The following is a 16,819-nucleotide window of genomic DNA, read 5'->3' on the forward strand; positions in this document are numbered from 1 at the left end:
GATTGGTGCAGATCACTTCTGATATTGAACTGTCAGGAGCTGGCTGCACAACAGCCATTACGCCCAATCAACTGGTGCAGTCGTCTTCTGAAAATGACATTTGGTATCTCTCATAAACGGATGTTTTTGAGAGAACTATCTTCGGCCTTCACACGCACGAAAGGCGGCGAAGCTCCGCCGTTAATCCGTCCGCCGGAGATCTCGCCCAGGCAGGCTGAAGGCCGAGCAAGCCTGACAGGCCCGAAAAGCCCGGCACGGGCGTCGGCGGCGATGACGGCGGCGGCATTATCCAGGGTTGATGATGGAAGTGGAGGATATCGACAACCTCTCGCGCAACCAAGACATCGCGGTCGGACTGCAAGTGATCTTGAAGCCACGGGCCCGTCCCACCCCGACATGGACCTCGATGCCCGAACGGACGTTAGATTTCGAGTTCTAGGCGTTCTGCGATGAAGGTTGGATCCCAGCCGGGATTGAAAGTGTCGACGTGGGTGAATCCGAGCCGCTCGTATAGGCCACGCAGGTTCGGGTGGCAGTCGAGCCGCAGCTTGGCGCACCCCTGCGTTCGCGCGGCATGGCGGCAAGCCTCGATCAGCGCGGAGCTGACACCCCGGCCCGCATGTGTCCGTCGCACCGCGAGCTTGTGCAGATATGCGGCCTCCCCCTTGAGGGCGTCGGGCCAGAACTCGGGATCCTCGGCCGACAAGGTGCAACAGCCGACGATGCCGTCGCTGCAACTCGCGACTAGGAGCTCGGATCTCAGGACGAAGGTCTCCGCGAATGTCCGGTCGATCCGCGCGACGTCCCAGGCGGGCGTTCCCTTGGCGGACATCCACGCCGCAGCGTCGTGCATCAGCCGCACAACCTCGTCGATATCACCCGAGCAGGCGACCCGAACGTTCGGAGGCTCCTCGCTGTCCATTCGCTCCCCTGGCGCGGTATGAACCGCCGCCTCATAGTGCAGTTTGATCCTGACGAGCCCAGCATGTCTGCGCCCACCTTCGCGGAACCTGACCAGGGTCCGCTAGCGGGCGGCCGGAAGGTGAATGCTAGGCATGATCTAACCCTCGGTCTCTGGCGTCGCGACTGCGAAATTTCGCGAGGGTTTCCGAGAAGGTGATTGCGCTTCGCAGATCTCCAGGCGCGTGGGTGCGGACGTAGTCAGCGCCATTGCCGATCGCGTGAAGTTCCGCCGCAAGGCTCGCTGGACCCAGATCCTTTACAGGAAGGCCAACGGTGGCGCCCAAGAAGGATTTCCGCGACACCGAGACCAATAGCGGAAGCCCCAACGCCGACTTCAGCTTTTGAAGGTTCGACAGCACGTGCAGCGATGTTTCCGGTGCGGGGCTCAAGAAAAATCCCATCCCCGGATCGAGGATGAGCCGGTCGGCAGCGACCCCGCTCCGTCGCAAGGCGGAAACCCGCGCCTCGAAGAACCGCACAATCTCGTCGAGCGCGTCTTCGGGTCGAAGGTGACCGGTGCGGGTGGCGATGCCATCCCGCTGCGCTGAGTGCATAACCACCAGCCTGCAGTCCGCCTCAGCAATATCGGGATAGAGCGCAGGGTCAGGAAATCCTTGGATATCGTTCAGGTAGCCCACGCCGCGCTTGAGCGCATAGCGCTGGGTTTCCGGTTGGAAGCTGTCGATTGAAACACGGTGCATCTGATCGGACAGGGCGTCTAAGAGCGGCGCAATACGTCTGATCTCATCGGCCGGCGATACAGGCCTCGCGTCCGGATGGCTGGCGGCCGGTCCGACATCCACGACGTCTGATCCGACTCGCAGCATTTCGATCGCCGCGGTGACAGCGCCGGCGGGGTCTAGCCGCCGGCTCTCATCGAAGAAGGAGTCCTCGGTGAGATTCAGAATGCCGAACACCGTCACCATGGCGTCGGCCTCCGCAGCGACTTCCACGATGGGGATCGGGCGAGCAAAAAGGCAGCAATTATGAGCCCCATACCTACAAAGCCCCACGCATCAAGCTTTTGCCCATGAAGCAACCAGGCAATGGCTGTAATTATGACGACGCCGAGTCCCGACCAGACTGCATAAGCAACACCGACAGGGATGGATTTCAGAACCAGAGAAAGAAAATAAAATGCGATGCCATAACCGATTATGACAACGGCGGAAGGGGCAAGCTTAGTAAAGCCCTCGCTAGATTTTAATGCGGATGTTGCGATTACTTCGCCAACTATTGCGATAACAAGAAAAAGCCAGCCTTTCATGATATATCTCCCAATTTGTGTAGGGCTTATTATGCACGCTTAAAAATAATAAAAGCAGACTTGACCTGATAGTTTGGCTGTGAGCAATTATGTGCTTAGTGCATCTAACGCCGGAGTTAAGCCGCCGCGCGTAGCGCGGTCGGCTTGAACGAATTGTTAGACATCATTTACCAACTGACTTGATGATCTCGCCTTTCACAAAGCGAATAAATTCTTCCAAGTGATCTGCGCGTGAGGCCAAGTGATCTTCTTTTTGTCCCAGATAAGCTTGCTTAGCTTCAAGTAAGACGGGCTGATACTGGGCAGGTAGGCGTTTTATTGCCCAGTCGGCAGCGACATCCTTCGGCGCGATTTTGCCGGTTATTGCGCTGTACCAAATGCGGGACAACGTAAGCACTACATTTCGCTCATCGCCGGCCCAGTCGGGCTGCGAGTTCCATAGCTTCAAGGTTTCCCTCAGCGCCTCGAATAGATCCTGTTCAGGAACCGGGTCAAAGAATTCCTCCGCTGCCGGACCTACCAAGGCAACGCTATGTTCTCTTGCTTTTGTAAGCAGGATAGCTAGATCAATGTCGATCATGGCTGGCTCGAAGATACCCGCAAGAATGTCATTGCGCTGCCATTCTCCAAATTGCAGCTCGCGCTTAGCCGGATAACGCCACGGGATGATGTCGTCATGCACGACAAGGGTGACTTCTATAGCGCGGAGCGTCTCGCTCTCGCCAGGGAAAGCCGAAGCCTCCATAAGGTCATTGAGCAATGCTCGCCGCGTCGTTTCATCAAGCTTTACGGCCACAGTAACCAACAAATCAATATCGCTGTATGGCTTCAGGCCGCCATCCACTGCGGAGCCGTACAAATGCACGGCCAGCAACGTTGATTCCAGATGGCGCTCAATGACGCTTAGCACCTCTGATAGTTGGTTCGAAATTTCGATGGTCACCGCTACCCTCATGATGTCTAACTTTGTTTTAGGGCGACTGCCCTGCTGCGTAACATCGTTGCTGCTCCATAACATCAAACATCGACCCACGGCGTAACGCGCTTGCTGCTTGGATGCCCGAGGCATAGACTGTACAAAAAAACAGTCATAACAAGCCATGAAAACCGCCACTGCGCCGTTACCACCGCTGCGTTCGGTCAAGGTTCTGGACCAGTTGCGTGAGCGCATACGCTACTTGCATTACAGTTTACGAACCGAACAGGCTTATGTCAACTGGGTTCGTGCCTTCATCCGTTTCCACGGTGTGCGTCACCCGGCAACCTTGGGCAGCAGCGAAGTCGAGGCATTTCTGTCCTGGCTGGCGAACGAGCGCAAGGTTTCGGTCTCCACGCATCGTCAGGCATTGGCGGCCTTGCTGTTCTTCTACGGCAAGGTGCTGTGCACGGATCTGCCCTGGCTTCAGGAGATCGGAAGACCTCGGCCGTCGCGGCGCTTGCCGGTGGTGCTGACCCCGGATGAAGTGGTTCGCATCCTCGGTTTTCTGGAAGGCGAGCATCGTTTGTTCGCCCAGCTTCTGTATGGAACGGGCATGCGGATCAGTGAGGGTTTGCAACTGCGGGTCAAGGATCTGGATTTCGATCACGGCACGATCATCGTGCGGGAGGGCAAGGGCTCCAAGGATCGGGCCTTGATGTTACCCGAGAGCTTGGCACCCAGCCTGCGCGAGCAGCTGTCGCGTGCACGGGCATGGTGGCTGAAGGACCAGGCCGAGGGCCGCAGCGGCGTTGCGCTTCCCGACGCCCTTGAGCGGAAGTATCCGCGCGCCGGGCATTCCTGGCCGTGGTTCTGGGTTTTTGCGCAGCACACGCATTCGACCGATCCACGGAGCGGTGTCGTGCGTCGCCATCACATGTATGACCAGACCTTTCAGCGCGCCTTCAAACGTGCCGTAGAACAAGCAGGCATCACGAAGCCCGCCACACCGCACACCCTCCGCCACTCGTTCGCGACGGCCTTGCTCCGCAGCGGTTACGACATTCGAACCGTGCAGGATCTGCTCGGCCATTCCGACGTCTCTACGACGATGATTTACACGCATGTGCTGAAAGTTGGCGGTGCCGGAGTGCGCTCACCGCTTGATGCGCTGCCGCCCCTCACTAGTGAGAGGTAGGGCAGCGCAAGTCAATCCTGGCGGATTCACTACCCCTGCGCGAAGGCCATCGGTGCCGCATCGAACGGCCGGTTGCGGAAAGTCCTCCCTGCGTCCGCTGATGGCCGGCAGCAGCCCGTCGTTGCCTGATGGATCCAACCCCTCCGCTGCTATAGTGCAGTCGGCTTCTGACGTTCAGTGCAGCCGTCTTCTGAAAACGACACCATGTGCAAACGATGTCAGAATAGAGTTAAATTTCCTATTGATTGACATATTCCGTCAAAGGTAATAGATTTCATCCTGACACTTTTGCCTTTGGAGGCATCTTGCAAGGTCAACGCATCGGCTATGTCCGCGTCAGCAGCTTCGACCAGAACCCGGAACGGCAATTGGAGGGTGTTCAGGTGGCGCGGGTGTTCACCGACAAGGCTTCTGGCAAGGACACCCAGCGTCCCGAGCTGGAAAGGCTGCTGGCCTTCGTCCGCGAGGGCGACACCGTGGTGGTGCATAGCATGGACAGGCTGGCACGCAACCTTGATGACCTGCGCCGCATCGTCCAAGGGCTGACACAACGGGGCGTGCGCATGGAGTTCGTCAAAGAAGGGCTGAAGTTCACCGGCGAGGACTCACCGATGGCCAATCTGATGCTGTCGGTCATGGGAGCCTTCGCTGAGTTCGAGCGCGCCCTGATCCGCGAACGTCAGCGCGAGGGAATCGTGCTGGCCAAGCAGCGCGGTGCCTACCGGGGACGAAAGAAATCGCTGAACAGCGAACAAATTGCCGAGTTGAAACGGCGAGTTGCGGCAGGCGACCAAAAAACCTTGGTGGCCCGTGACTTCGGCATCAGCCGCGAAACCTTGTACCAGTACCTGCGGGAAGACTGACCATGCCACGCCGCTCAATCCTGTCCGCCACCGAGCGCGAAAGCCTGCTGGCACTGCCAGATGCCAAAGACGAACTGATACGGCACTACACGTTCAACGAAACCGACCTGTCGGTGATCCGTCAGCGTCGCGGCGCCGCGAATCGATTGGGCTTCGCTGTGCAGCTTTGCTACTTGCGATTCCCTGGCACCTTTTTGGGCGTCGATGAGCCTCCGTTTCCGCCCCTGTTGCGCATGGTGGCCGCGCAACTCAAGATGCCAGTGGAAAGTTGGAGCGAGTACGGCCAGCGCGAACAGACACGGCGGGAGCACTTGGTCGAGCTGCAAACGGTTTTTGGGTTCAAGCCCTTCACCATGAGCCACTATCGGCAAGCCGTGCATACATTGACCGAGCTGGCCTTGCAGACCGACAAAGGCATCGTGCTGGCGAGCGCACTTGTCGAGAATCTGCGGCGGCAGAGCATTATCCTGCCCGCCATGAATGCCATCGAGCGCGCAAGCGCCGAGGCCATCACCCGTGCCAACCGACGCATTTACGCGGCGCTGACCGATTCTTTGTTATCACCCCACCGTCAGCGCCTGGACGAACTTCTCAAGCGCAAGGACGGCAGTAAAGTGACGTGGCTGGCATGGCTGCGCCAGTCGCCTGCCAAACCGAACTCTCGCCACATGCTCGAACATATTGAGCGCCTGAAATCCTGGCAAGCACTTGATCTGCCCGCAGGCATCGAGCGGCAGGTTCACCAGAACCGCCTGCTCAAAATCGCTCGTGAAGGTGGCCAGATGACGCCTGCTGATCTGGCAAAGTTCGAGGTGCAACGACGCTATGCCACGCTGGTAGCGCTGGCCATCGAAGGCATGGCCACCGTCACCGATGAAATCATCGACCTTCACGATCGCATCATCGGCAAGCTGTTCAACGCGGCCAAGAACAAGCATCAGCAGCAGTTCCAGGCTTCCGGCAAGGCGATCAACGACAAGGTGCGGATGTATGGGCGCATCGGTCAAGCGTTGATTGAGGCCAAGCAAAGCGGCAGCGATCCGTTCGCCGCCATCGAGGCCGTTATGCCCTGGGACACCTTCGCCGCCAGCGTCACCGAAGCGCAAACATTGGCGCGGCCTGCCGACTTTGATTTCCTGCACCACATCGGTGAAAGCTATGCCACGCTACGCCGCTACGCGCCGCAGTTCCTGGGCGTGCTCAAATTGCGGGCTGCGCCCGCCGCCAAGGGTGTGCTCGATGCCATCGACATGCTGCGCGGCATGAACAGCGACAGCGCGCGCAAGGTGCCCGCCGATGCGCCAACCGCATTCATCAAGCCGCGCTGGGCAAAGCTGGTTCTGACCGACGACGGCATCGACCGGCGTTACTACGAGTTATGCGCCCTGTCGGAGCTGAAGAACGCGCTGCGCTCCGGTGATGTCTGGGTGCAGGGTTCTCGCCAGTTCAAGGACTTCGACGAATACCTGGTGCCGGTCGAGAAGTTCGCCACTTTGAAGCTGGCCAGCGAATTGCCGCTGGCAGTGGCCACCGACTGCGACCAATACCTGCATGACCGGTTGGAATTGTTGGAGGCGCAACTCGCCACAGTCAACCGCATGGCTGCGGCCAACGACTTACCGGATGCCATCATCACCACCGCGTCAGGCCTGAAGATCACGCCGCTGGACGCGGCAGTACCAGACGCCGCGCAAGCCATGATCGACCAGACAGCTATGCTGCTGCCGCACCTCAAAATCACCGAGTTGCTGATGGAGGTCGATGAATGGACGGGCTTCACCCGCCACTTCACACACCTGAAGACCAGCGACACGGCCAAGGACAAAACCTTGCTGTTGACGACGATCCTGGCCGACGCGATCAACCTGGGTCTGACCAAAATGGCCGAGTCCTGCCCTGGCACCACCTACGCCAAGCTGTCTTGGCTGCAAGCCTGGCACATCCGCGATGAAACCTATTCGACGGCGCTGGCCGAGCTGGTGAATGCGCAGTTTCGGCAACCCTTCGCCGGCAACTGGGGTGACGGCACCACGTCATCGTCGGACGGCCAGAACTTCAGAACCGGCAGCAAAGCAGAAAGCACTGGTCATATCAACCCGAAGTATGGAAGCAGTCCAGGACGGACTTTCTACACCCATATCTCCGACCAGTACGCGCCCTTCAGTGCCAAGGTGGTCAACGTGGGCATTCGTGATTCAACTTACGTGCTTGATGGCCTGCTGTACCACGAGTCGGACTTGCGCATCGAGGAACACTACACCGACACGGCAGGCTTCACCGATCACGTGTTTGGCTTGATGCATTTGCTGGGATTTCGCTTCGCGCCGCGTATCCGTGACTTGGGCGAAACCAAGCTATTCATCCCCAAGGGCGATGCCGCCTATGACGCGCTCAAGCCGATGATTAGCAGCGACAGGCTGAACATCAAGCAAATACGCGCCCATTGGGATGAAATTCTGCGGCTGGCCACCTCCATCAAGCAAGGCACGGTAACGGCTTCGCTGATGCTGCGCAAACTCGGCAGCTACCCGCGCCAGAACGGCTTGGCCGTGGCGTTGCGCGAGCTGGGGCGCATCGAGCGCACGCTGTTCATTTTGGATTGGCTGCAAAGCGTGGAGCTGCGCCGCCGCGTCCATGCGGGGCTGAATAAGGGCGAGGCGCGCAACGCGCTGGCCAGGGCGGTCTTCTTCTACCGATTGGGTGAAATCCGCGACCGCAGTTTTGAGCAGCAGCGCTACCGGGCCAGCGGCCTCAATCTGGTGACGGCGGCCATCGTGTTGTGGAACACGGTATATCTGGAGCGTGCCACCAGTGCTTTGCGTGGCAACGGCACGGCGCTGGACGACACATTGTTGCAATATCTGTCGCCGCTGGGGTGGGAGCACATCAACCTGACCGGCGATTACCTATGGCGCAGCAGCGCCAAGGTCGGTGCGGGGAAGTTTAGGCCATTGCGACCGCTGCCACCGGCTTAGCGTGCTTTATTTTCCGTTTTCTGAGACGACCCCGGTCAGAGTCGCCGCCAGTGGGCTGACACGATGATCAATCTGGAAGCCAGGAAACTTGTGAATACCGCAAATACGGTCGCGGCCATGCACCTCAGTGACTCATTGACTCGCCTGAAATTCGTGGATGAAATAAGACAGGTTGTCATGCAACAGTTTGAAGCTGCAAGACGTGCCAGGAACGATGAAGACTGTATTAGGGGTCCGCTTGGAAAACGGAAAATATCCTACGCTAAGCCTGTTTTTTGTACAGACTGACATCAACTGTGCGTAACGGTCGATATTTACCGGATCCCAGCTTAAGATTATTACGCCAGATGTAATCTCCGCTCAGGTTGATATGCTCCCAGCCCAGAGGGGACAGGTGAGAAACCAACGGCTCATTAATCTGGAGCCCCTTTCGTTTTAGTGATTCGATGGCCCTTTCTATATACACCGTGTTCCACAACGTGATCGCCGCAGTCAACAGCGTCAGCCCACTGGCGCGATAGCTTTGATTTTCCAGCCCCCTGTCTCTTATTTCACCCAACCGGTGCATAAAAACGGCCCGCGCAAGCGCATTGCGGGCTTCACCCTTATTTAAACCGGCTTGCACACGACGACGCAGGGCCGGATCGCGAAACCAGTCCAGCATAAACAACGTTCGCTCGATACGGCCAATTTCCCGTAACGCTTTTGCCAGGCCGTTTTGTTTGGGGTAGCTGGCCAACTTTTTTAACATCAGCGAGGCGGTTACCGTGCCCTGCTTGATCGAGGTCGCCAGGCGCAGTACCTCATTCCAGTGTGTCTCAATTTCTTTGAGATTCAGACTGGTCGTGGATATGATCGACTGAAGCCCAGAATATTTTTCCGCCTTTCCATGAATGAATAGCCGTTTGTCATGGAGATCCCGGATCCTTGGTGCAAATGCAAACCCAAGTAGATGCATTAGCGCAAAAACATGTTCAGTGAAACCCGCTGTATCGGTGTAATGCTCCGTAATTTCCAGGTCGCTTTCGTGATAGAGCAACCCATCCAGCACATGGGTAGAGTCCCTGACCCGGCTGATCACTTTGGTATAAAATGGGCTGTATTGGTCTGATATATGTGTATAAACCTGCACGCCGGGTTCCTGACCGTACTTTAAATTCACCTGTCCGGCATAGCGGCCATGACTTCCGACTCGAAAATTCTGGCCGTCGGAGGATGACGTTGTACCGTCCCCCCATGATGCTGCCAGTGGGCACTTTTTTTGTGCATTCACCAGTTCGGCAAGCGCGGCTGCATACGTTTCATCCCTGATGTACCATGCCTGAATGCCTTCCAGCGACGCTTTTGTGGTTCCTGGGCAGGATTCTGCCATTTTAGTCAGTCCCAGGTTGATACCATCTGCCAGGATGGTGGTCAGTAACAGCTTTTTGTCTTTTGGTCTGACGTGATTATTTTTGAGGTGAGTAAAGTGGCGGGTAAATCCCGTCCAACTGTCCACCTCATCTAATATCTCGGTAATTTTTGGGTGCGGCAGCATGCCGTAAACCAGGTTGGCAAACGGTGATACAGTCGAAGGAACGTTGTTATCAAGAGGCGTGACCTTCACACCTTTGTCCGATATATCAACATCAGGCAAATCACCGGCAATCGCCATCGCATTGACCTCTTCCAGTCGCGACGCCAGCAGTGTCATACGGGAGTGAAGGTATTCCTGGCAGTCTGTCGGAATGGCAAGCTGTAACTGTTTCTCTTTGAGTGATTTTTCAAAATCAGCAGGAGGAATGAGGTAATCGTCAAAATTCCTGTAGCGTCGTGATCCTCTAACCCAGATATCACCAGATCGCAATGCGCCTTTCAGCTCATTCAGTACACAGAATTCATAATACCGGCGATCGATACCCGATGGCGTTATTACCAACTTTTTCCAGCTCTCAGGGATAAACTTTACTGGCGCTGTTGACGGAACCTTGCGGAGTTGTTTGCGGTACATTTCTCTGACGGTATCCAGCGCATTACCGAGTGGCAGTGCTGAAGGAGCTGCACTGAACTGCAATGCAGACAACATACGGGGCGCATATTTACGCAGCGTGCTGTATTTTTCGGTGAGCAAATGAAGTGGATCAAAATTATCCTTTCGAGCCAGAAACTGTGTTTCCTCCAGACTGGTGATAAATTCCGGCCAGGGAAGTACGTCTTCTATCGCCGCCCAGGGATCTTCTCCTGACTCCCGTGCGTTTAGCAGCGCCTGGCCAACAGTAAGATATTGCCTTAACTTACTCTGGATGAGTTTTCCTGTTTTCTGAAGCCGTTCGGCTTGTGTGCGCTTTGCCCTGCTGAACAAGCTGCCCAGGATACGTTCGTGTAGTTCGATGATTTCATCGGTAAGCGTGGCCCTTGCTTCTGAGATAATACAAACCAGCATGGCATAACGACGTGTGCCTGAGAATTTTGCCAAGTCCCTGCTACTCATTTTCCGACCTTCGCGTGCCAGTTTCAGCAGTCGGTTCTGGTGAACGGAAAGCGTAATACCTTCCGGCAGTGCCAACCCCTCAATGGCATTCAACCGATCAATATGTTGCAGCACGTTTTTACCGTTAATTTTACCCGGGGGCTGAAGCATCCAGGCAAGACGGGAAAGTTGCTCATCACCTGATGCAAGCAGATTATCCAGTGCTGTTTTATGTCGTTGTTCCAGTTGCGTCGTCAGTGTAGAAAATACGGCTCTGTCGGCAAGTGTTGCGGCTTCAGCAAGGGTTCGCTCCATCACATCAACGGAAGGGAAAATAACGTTGTTGTTGTGCAACCAGGCGAGCATCTCTTCAGCAAGAATCAGGCCTTTGTCGGTCCGCATGGCATGCGGATATAAATGGCGGATGCATGTTTTTTGCAGTGACCTGCTGAAAGGCGCTAATCGCAAGTAGCGATAGAGTTCGGCAAGATGCTCCCAACGGGTTTCCTCCCTCGCTGCGTACTCTCGCCATAAATCAGGTTGAAGTTTCAATCTCTCTGCCACCCTGGACATAACGCCATCGTGAGGGAGACTGTTTTTGTCTGGAGTAAAACCCGGTCCCCGCAGATAACAGAGTAAAATGGCAAAGCCCAGGCGGTTAGCGGGTCTCCGGTGTTTGTTGATGAGAACCAGATCCTGCTCACTTAAAAAACACATCCTGGTTAGCAGGATGTCATCATCCGGCACAACCAGTAAGCGTTCTTTTTCATCACTACTCAGTATCTGTCGCCGTGGCATAAATGCACTCCCTGCATACGGACACTGTCCGCTTGGACGTTCAAAGTATACGCATCAAGAACATGCTTTAAGTTTAACAATGCGTATAACCGTTCGTTCTGAAACTCCACACAACCTCGCGGTATCACGGATGCTCTGTCTATTTTTAACCCGAAGCTCTATGATTTTTTCATGCAATTGATGATCTGCCTGACGTCCCCGAAATTTACCGGCTACCTTGGCTTTCGCTATCCCTTCCTCTTGGCGCCGGCGACGATCCTGATAGTCTTTGCGAGCTATGGCGGCCAGCATATCAAGCATCATTCCGTTAATAGCCTTAAGCATTGCAAGGGTAAAATCATCGCCAGCATGTGTTGCAAGAGCCATATGGCTCGTCGGGAGGTCAAGACTGACAACCACAAGGTGTTTTTCCTGGATAAGATGCTTTAATTTTTGCCAGCCCTCTTCATCCAGGCGAGAAAGGCGATCAACTTGCTCGATGAGAATAATGTCACCAGGTGCAGCATCATCAAGTAGCCGTAAAAGTTCTGGCCGTTGAAGTGATGCCCCGGATACATTTTCGGTGTACCAACTGGCCAGTCGAAATCCTTTTTCTTCAACAAAGGCTTTCATCCTATTTTTTGCTCGGAGAGCATCCTGTTCTTTTGTTGATGCGCGGAGGTAACCGTGAATGTACATTTTTCACCCATTTATGACGTTTAAGTGATGATCATAATGTACGTGACAGATAGGTGATGATCCAAGGGGAAAATGGCGGCACTTTAGGCTATGACATTGAGGTATACATTAATGGCACATTTAATCCATGATTGACCCTGTTTCAGTTTCGTTTATAGTAATACGCGGTTTGCCTTGGCAGACTCCGCGGCCAGCCTTGAATATCTTCATCTGGTTTATCTGATCCCTGAAGGTGTACACACCGACCATCAAGGAGTAATAAAAACGACCATGCGTATGACGCCACCCTGAGTTTTCCCCTTCTCTGTCGTTCTGAGTAACCCTCAGCACGCACTCTTTAACATCCCGTCTGCGGATGTGCTTTATCGTATCTAAATTTTTTTGCCCTTTACGGGCTGACTGTATTCTAAAACTGAGAAAATACTATGTTGCTGTCCTCGACGCGTAAGGACTGGCTGGGTAACGTCCGTGGTGACGTACTGGCCGGTATTGTTGTCGCGCTTGCGCTTATTCCTGAAGCGATCGCCTTTTCCATCATCGCCGGCGTTGACCCGCAAGTCGGGCTCTACTCTGCGTTTTGTATCCCGCTGATAATCGCTATCTGCGGTGGGCGTCCAGGAATGATTTCTTCGTCAACCGGCGCGATGGCACTGCTGATGGTGACGCTGGTGAAAGACCACGGCCTACAGTATCTATTGGCCGCTACTGTGCTTACTGGTGTGATTCAGCTTATTGCTGGTTATTTAAAGCTTGGCAGTCTGATGCGTTATGTTTCGCGCTCGGTGGTTACCGGTTTTGTCAATGCCTTGGCGATCCTGATTTTCATGGCGCAGTTGCCGGAGTTGACCAACGTCACCTGGCACGTTTACGCCATGACGGCGGCCGGTCTAGGCATTATTTATCTGTTCCCGTACCTCAATAAAACCATCCCCTCGCCGCTGGTCTGTATCGTCGTGCTGACCGGGATCTCCATGTGGCTGCATCTGGACGTACGCACCGTCGGCGACATGGGCAAGTTGCCGGACAGTCTGCCGGTCTTCCTGTTACCCGATGTGCCGCTTAATTTCGATACCCTATCAATCATTCTGCCTTATTCCGCCGGCCTTGCTGTGGTGGGGCTGCTTGAGTCGATGATGACCGCGACCATTGTGGATGACATGACCGATACGCCGAGCGATAAAAACCGGGAGTGTAAGGCTCAAGGGGTTGCCAACATTGGCGCTGCATTTATTGGCGGTATGGCCGGATGCGCGATGATCGGCCAGTCGGTGATCAACGTGAAATCCGGGGGGCGTGGGCGTCTCTCCGCACTCTCCGCAGGCGTCGTCCTGCTTTGTATGGTGGTCTTCCTGCGTGACTGGGTTTCGCAGATCCCAATGGCGGCCCTGGTAGCGGTGATGATCATGGTTTCTATTGGCACCTTCTCCTGGCGCTCTATTACCAACTTGCGCAGCCACCCACTGTCAACCAGCGTCGTCATGCTGGCTACCGTAGTCGTGGTGGTAGCAACGCATAATCTGGCGTATGGCGTATTGACTGGTGTGCTGATCGCCTCACTGAACTTTGCCAGCAAAGTGTCCCGTTTTATGGCGGTGTCATCCGAACTCAAAGCGTCAACGCGGACATACGCCGTAACCGGCCAGGTGTTTTTCGCCTCTGCCGATCGGTTTATGAGCCACTTCGATTTCCGTGAAGCGGTGGAGCATGTGATCATTGACGTCTCGCACGCCCACTTCTGGGATATTACGTCGGTCAGCGCACTCGACAGAGTGGTCATTAAGTTCCGCCGTGAAGGTACGGATGTAGAAATCCGTGGCATGAATCAGGCTACCCGCACCATTATTGACCGCTTTGGGGTGCATGACAAACCCGAAGAAGTGGAAAAATTAATGGGCGGCCATTAACAGTCAGGAGAACAGATAATGAATAATACCGTTATTGCCTGCGTTGACGGTTCGCCGTCGACCCGAGCGGTTTGTGAATACGCGGCATGGGCCGCTGCTCTGCTGGATTCACCTCTGTCGCTGCTGCACGTACTGGAGAAAGATGCGCATCCTGCCGTGTCAGATTTGACCGGAAGCATCGGCATTGATAGCCAGGCTCATCTCACCGAAGAGCTGGTGAAAGTTGAAGGAGAGCGTAGTCGGTTATTAATGGCGCAGGGCAAAGCCATACTGGCTGGCTGTGCGGAGTTGCTGAATGATGCCGGTCATGCTGATGTTCAATTACTGCAAAAACATGGCGCGTTGGATGAAATCCTGGCTGATTTAGGGGATGTTCGCCTGATGGTGCTGGGCCGCCGTGGAACGCAGAACCCGGTTGGCAGCCACCTAGAAAGAATTATTCGGCTGCAGAAAAAACCGGAACTTATCGTGCCGGAGGCTTATTCTACACCGACCAAAGTTATGTTCGCCTATGATGGCAGCGATGAGAGTCGCAAAAACCTGACGCGCCTGACACTTAGCCCGCTACTCAATGGTCTGGTTTGCCACATCGTGATGGTTAAGGGGGATACACGAACCTTGCAGGAAGCACAGAATGTGCTGCAAGAGGCTGGCATTACGACCGAAAGCCACATACTGGAAGGTACATCCGTTGCTGATGCGCTCTGCCGTTACGCTAATGAAAACGGCATTAACCTGATTGTGATGGGTGCCTATGGCCATTCGCCATTGCGGCGATTCTTTATCGGCAGCAACACCACCGCCATGTTGGAAAAAACACAAATTCCACTCTTAATGCTGAGGTGATTTTTGTCCCCGGAAATAACTCCGGGGACAAATAAATACGTTCAATTTACTGGAGTGAACATGAAACATGAAATTGCGGTGAGTGTAATAATCCCCGTTTACAACGCAGAAAAAACCATCAAATCCTTGATCAAAGATATCTTGATAGAAGACAGGATCAACATTGAAGTTATTATCGTTAACGATGGCTCCTCAGACAACACGTCAACGATAATTAACTCCATAAAGGATGGCAGGGTTCAAGTGATTGAACAAAATAATAAAGGTGTATACGCGGCCAGAAATAATGGATTAGACAAGCATAAAGGCCAGTGGGTCATGTTTCTGGATGCCGATGACGATGTGTCTGAAGGATTCATTTATAACAGGTATATCCAGGCTTCCAGCCATAATGCTGATGTGCTTTTGTCCAATGCCTGGAAGCTTTGGCATGAAGGCGATAATAAAAAACCCGTGCATACTAACCAGCCTTATGATGAGGTTTTATCCGGCAATGCGTGGATGAGTCACGCAGTAAAAGTCAGGGAATGGCCACATTACCTTTGGTTACAGATAGTTAGATCTGACTATATCAGGAATAACAATCTGTCATTTCATGATGGCCGGAGTCATAAAGATATTTTATGGACGATGGAATTGGCGTTGGCAAATGGGCGTTTCTACATATCAAAAGATATGGACTACACCTACAAGTACAATAATGAATCCATCACAAATCGCGGTGATTATTTCGACGTCCGAGCAGAATGCTATATTGATGTAATATCTAAAACCATCGGTCACGCAAAGTCGATAAAAAATAATGATTTGAGCGTATCGCTGTTTAGGCATGCCCTGTATGAGGCTAGACACTTTCTAGGTTTATATAGAAAAAAGGTGAGGGACAAAGAAAAAATCAGGCGGTTATTTGTTAGAGAAATAGCATATAAAGATTTAATAAAAGGTGTATATAGCCTTAGTGATATTTTCTTTTTACTGAAAGTTTTCGTAAAAACAAAAAAATTCACTGGTGCTAGCCCGAAATTAAAATGGATAATTATATTGCTATTGGCTTAACATGGGGAATACTTATCTCGCTGCGAATGCCGTAGTTAATCCAGCGATACGTGACTGACGGTGAGTAATTGGTAGCACTATACCTTTCATTTTACCCTCCCATTACTGGGGATCCCTCAGTAATAGGTGGTCTTTCGTCTCCGCTTCCTTGGTATATGCAAACTTGATACGGGGTACGATGAGCTATCAACATACTCGTGAGGTAGTATTGGTGATTTTTTAGCTATCACCATAGACCCATGAAGTAATCTGTACGAAAAATAGGCTTAGCGTAGGATATTTTCCGTTTTCCAAGCGGACCCCGGTTACGGGGGACACTACGCCATACGACCAGCGACCCGCTGAGCTGCACAATCCACGGATAACACAAGCTACATACATGTCGATATGGGAATCGGCCCACCTTGCCGGGCTGCGTAATTGCATCGGACTTGACTACCCATTTGCATTTTACTTGGTGACCGTTTGCAGATTACTTGACCATCACCAACTAAATCTGTCCCATTAGATTTAGTTGGCGTAAGGCCTTACATCTTAACGGCTGCTGTGTGCCAACAGCGGAAGTTGCTAACCGGATTTTTACTGAAGCTTGAGCAGCGATGCCACTTACTGATGCCTATCAGTAATGGGGCTCTTGATGATTCAAATAAAAAAGATTAAATTGATTGAGATTATTCCTATTTTATTGATCGTTTTCGCATGAGCTTGGAAAACCATGAATCAGATCTTCACTATATAAAACAACGAACTATGGAGGAAGCGTGGGCGGCGAAACTAAGAATATTGATGAGATTGCAGGTATCATTTCCAGTAGAATTTTTGATGAATTAGGCTGGAAAACCCAAAAAACAACGGATATAAGTTGGGACTGTTGTTTGAGATCTCATCTAAACGCTAAACAACTTT

At 53.4% G+C, this 16,819-nt stretch carries 12 protein-coding genes; 6 read left to right on the forward strand and 6 right to left on the reverse strand.

The window, feature by feature from the left end:
• Positions 1-421: 421 nt before the first annotated feature.
• The 4 genes from ACW17M_RS23720 to ACW17M_RS23735 all read right to left on the reverse strand — a co-directional run bounded on the left by ACW17M_RS23720 (position 422) and on the right by ACW17M_RS23735 (position 3,185).
• Positions 422-922: a GNAT family N-acetyltransferase gene (locus ACW17M_RS23720; protein WP_000376623.1), complete on the reverse strand. Its 501-nt coding sequence runs from the start codon at positions 920-922 to the stop codon at positions 422-424.
• A 127-nt stretch (positions 923-1,049) separates the two neighbouring features.
• Complete coding sequence (sul1, locus tag ACW17M_RS23725; protein ID WP_000259031.1) at positions 1,050-1,889, reverse strand: sulfonamide-resistant dihydropteroate synthase Sul1; 840 nt, start codon at positions 1,887-1,889, stop codon at positions 1,050-1,052.
• A complete protein-coding gene (locus tag ACW17M_RS23730) occupies positions 1,883-2,230 on the reverse strand; it encodes a quaternary ammonium compound efflux SMR transporter QacE delta 1 (protein ID WP_000679427.1) in 348 nt (115 codons plus the stop codon). The genes sul1 and ACW17M_RS23730 overlap by 7 nt, the downstream gene beginning before the upstream one ends.
• Positions 2,231-2,393: 163 nt before the next feature.
• Positions 2,394-3,185 (reverse strand): ANT(3'')-Ia family aminoglycoside nucleotidyltransferase AadA2, encoded by a 792-nt coding sequence (locus tag ACW17M_RS23735; protein WP_001261740.1) that lies wholly within the window; start codon positions 3,183-3,185, stop codon positions 2,394-2,396.
• A 145-nt stretch (positions 3,186-3,330) separates the two neighbouring features.
• Here ACW17M_RS23735 and intI1 point away from each other — a divergent pair, with 145 nt between their 5' ends.
• The 3 genes from intI1 (at position 3,331) to ACW17M_RS23750 (ending at position 8,182) form a co-directional block, all read left to right on the forward strand.
• Positions 3,331-4,344, forward strand: coding sequence for a class 1 integron integrase IntI1 (gene intI1 / locus ACW17M_RS23740; protein ID WP_000845054.1), 1,014 nt, complete (start codon positions 3,331-3,333; stop codon positions 4,342-4,344).
• A gap of 305 nt (positions 4,345-4,649) precedes the next feature.
• Positions 4,650-5,207: a recombinase family protein gene (locus ACW17M_RS23745; RefSeq protein ID WP_001162012.1), complete on the forward strand. Its 558-nt coding sequence runs from the start codon at positions 4,650-4,652 to the stop codon at positions 5,205-5,207.
• A gap of 2 nt (positions 5,208-5,209) precedes the next feature.
• Complete coding sequence (locus tag ACW17M_RS23750; RefSeq protein ID WP_001138073.1) at positions 5,210-8,182, forward strand: Tn3 family transposase; 2,973 nt, start codon at positions 5,210-5,212, stop codon at positions 8,180-8,182.
• Positions 8,183-8,444: 262 nt separating this feature from the next.
• Here ACW17M_RS23750 and ACW17M_RS23755 read toward each other — a convergent pair whose 3' ends face one another.
• A complete protein-coding gene (locus ACW17M_RS23755) occupies positions 8,445-11,429 on the reverse strand; it encodes a Tn3 family transposase (protein ID WP_004207017.1) in 2,985 nt (994 codons plus the stop codon).
• A gap of 54 nt (positions 11,430-11,483) precedes the next feature.
• Positions 11,484-12,107: a recombinase family protein gene (locus ACW17M_RS23760; protein WP_004207019.1), complete on the reverse strand. Its 624-nt coding sequence runs from the start codon at positions 12,105-12,107 to the stop codon at positions 11,484-11,486.
• Positions 12,108-12,532: 425 nt separating this feature from the next.
• Here ACW17M_RS23760 and ACW17M_RS23765 point away from each other — a divergent pair, with 425 nt between their 5' ends.
• Genes ACW17M_RS23765 through ACW17M_RS23775 form a run of 3 tightly spaced genes read left to right on the forward strand, consistent with a single transcriptional unit; the run spans position 12,533 to position 15,913 of the window.
• Positions 12,533-14,011, forward strand: coding sequence for a SulP family inorganic anion transporter (locus ACW17M_RS23765; protein ID WP_008786570.1), 1,479 nt, complete (start codon positions 12,533-12,535; stop codon positions 14,009-14,011).
• 18 nt (positions 14,012-14,029) lie between these two features.
• Positions 14,030-14,857 (forward strand): universal stress protein, encoded by an 828-nt coding sequence (locus ACW17M_RS23770; RefSeq protein WP_058116314.1) that lies wholly within the window; start codon positions 14,030-14,032, stop codon positions 14,855-14,857.
• A gap of 60 nt (positions 14,858-14,917) precedes the next feature.
• Positions 14,918-15,913: a glycosyltransferase gene (locus ACW17M_RS23775; protein WP_004207022.1), complete on the forward strand. Its 996-nt coding sequence runs from the start codon at positions 14,918-14,920 to the stop codon at positions 15,911-15,913.
• Positions 15,914-16,819 lie beyond the last annotated feature (906 nt).

This window comes from Vreelandella sp. 2A-K22 (assembly GCF_054065485.1).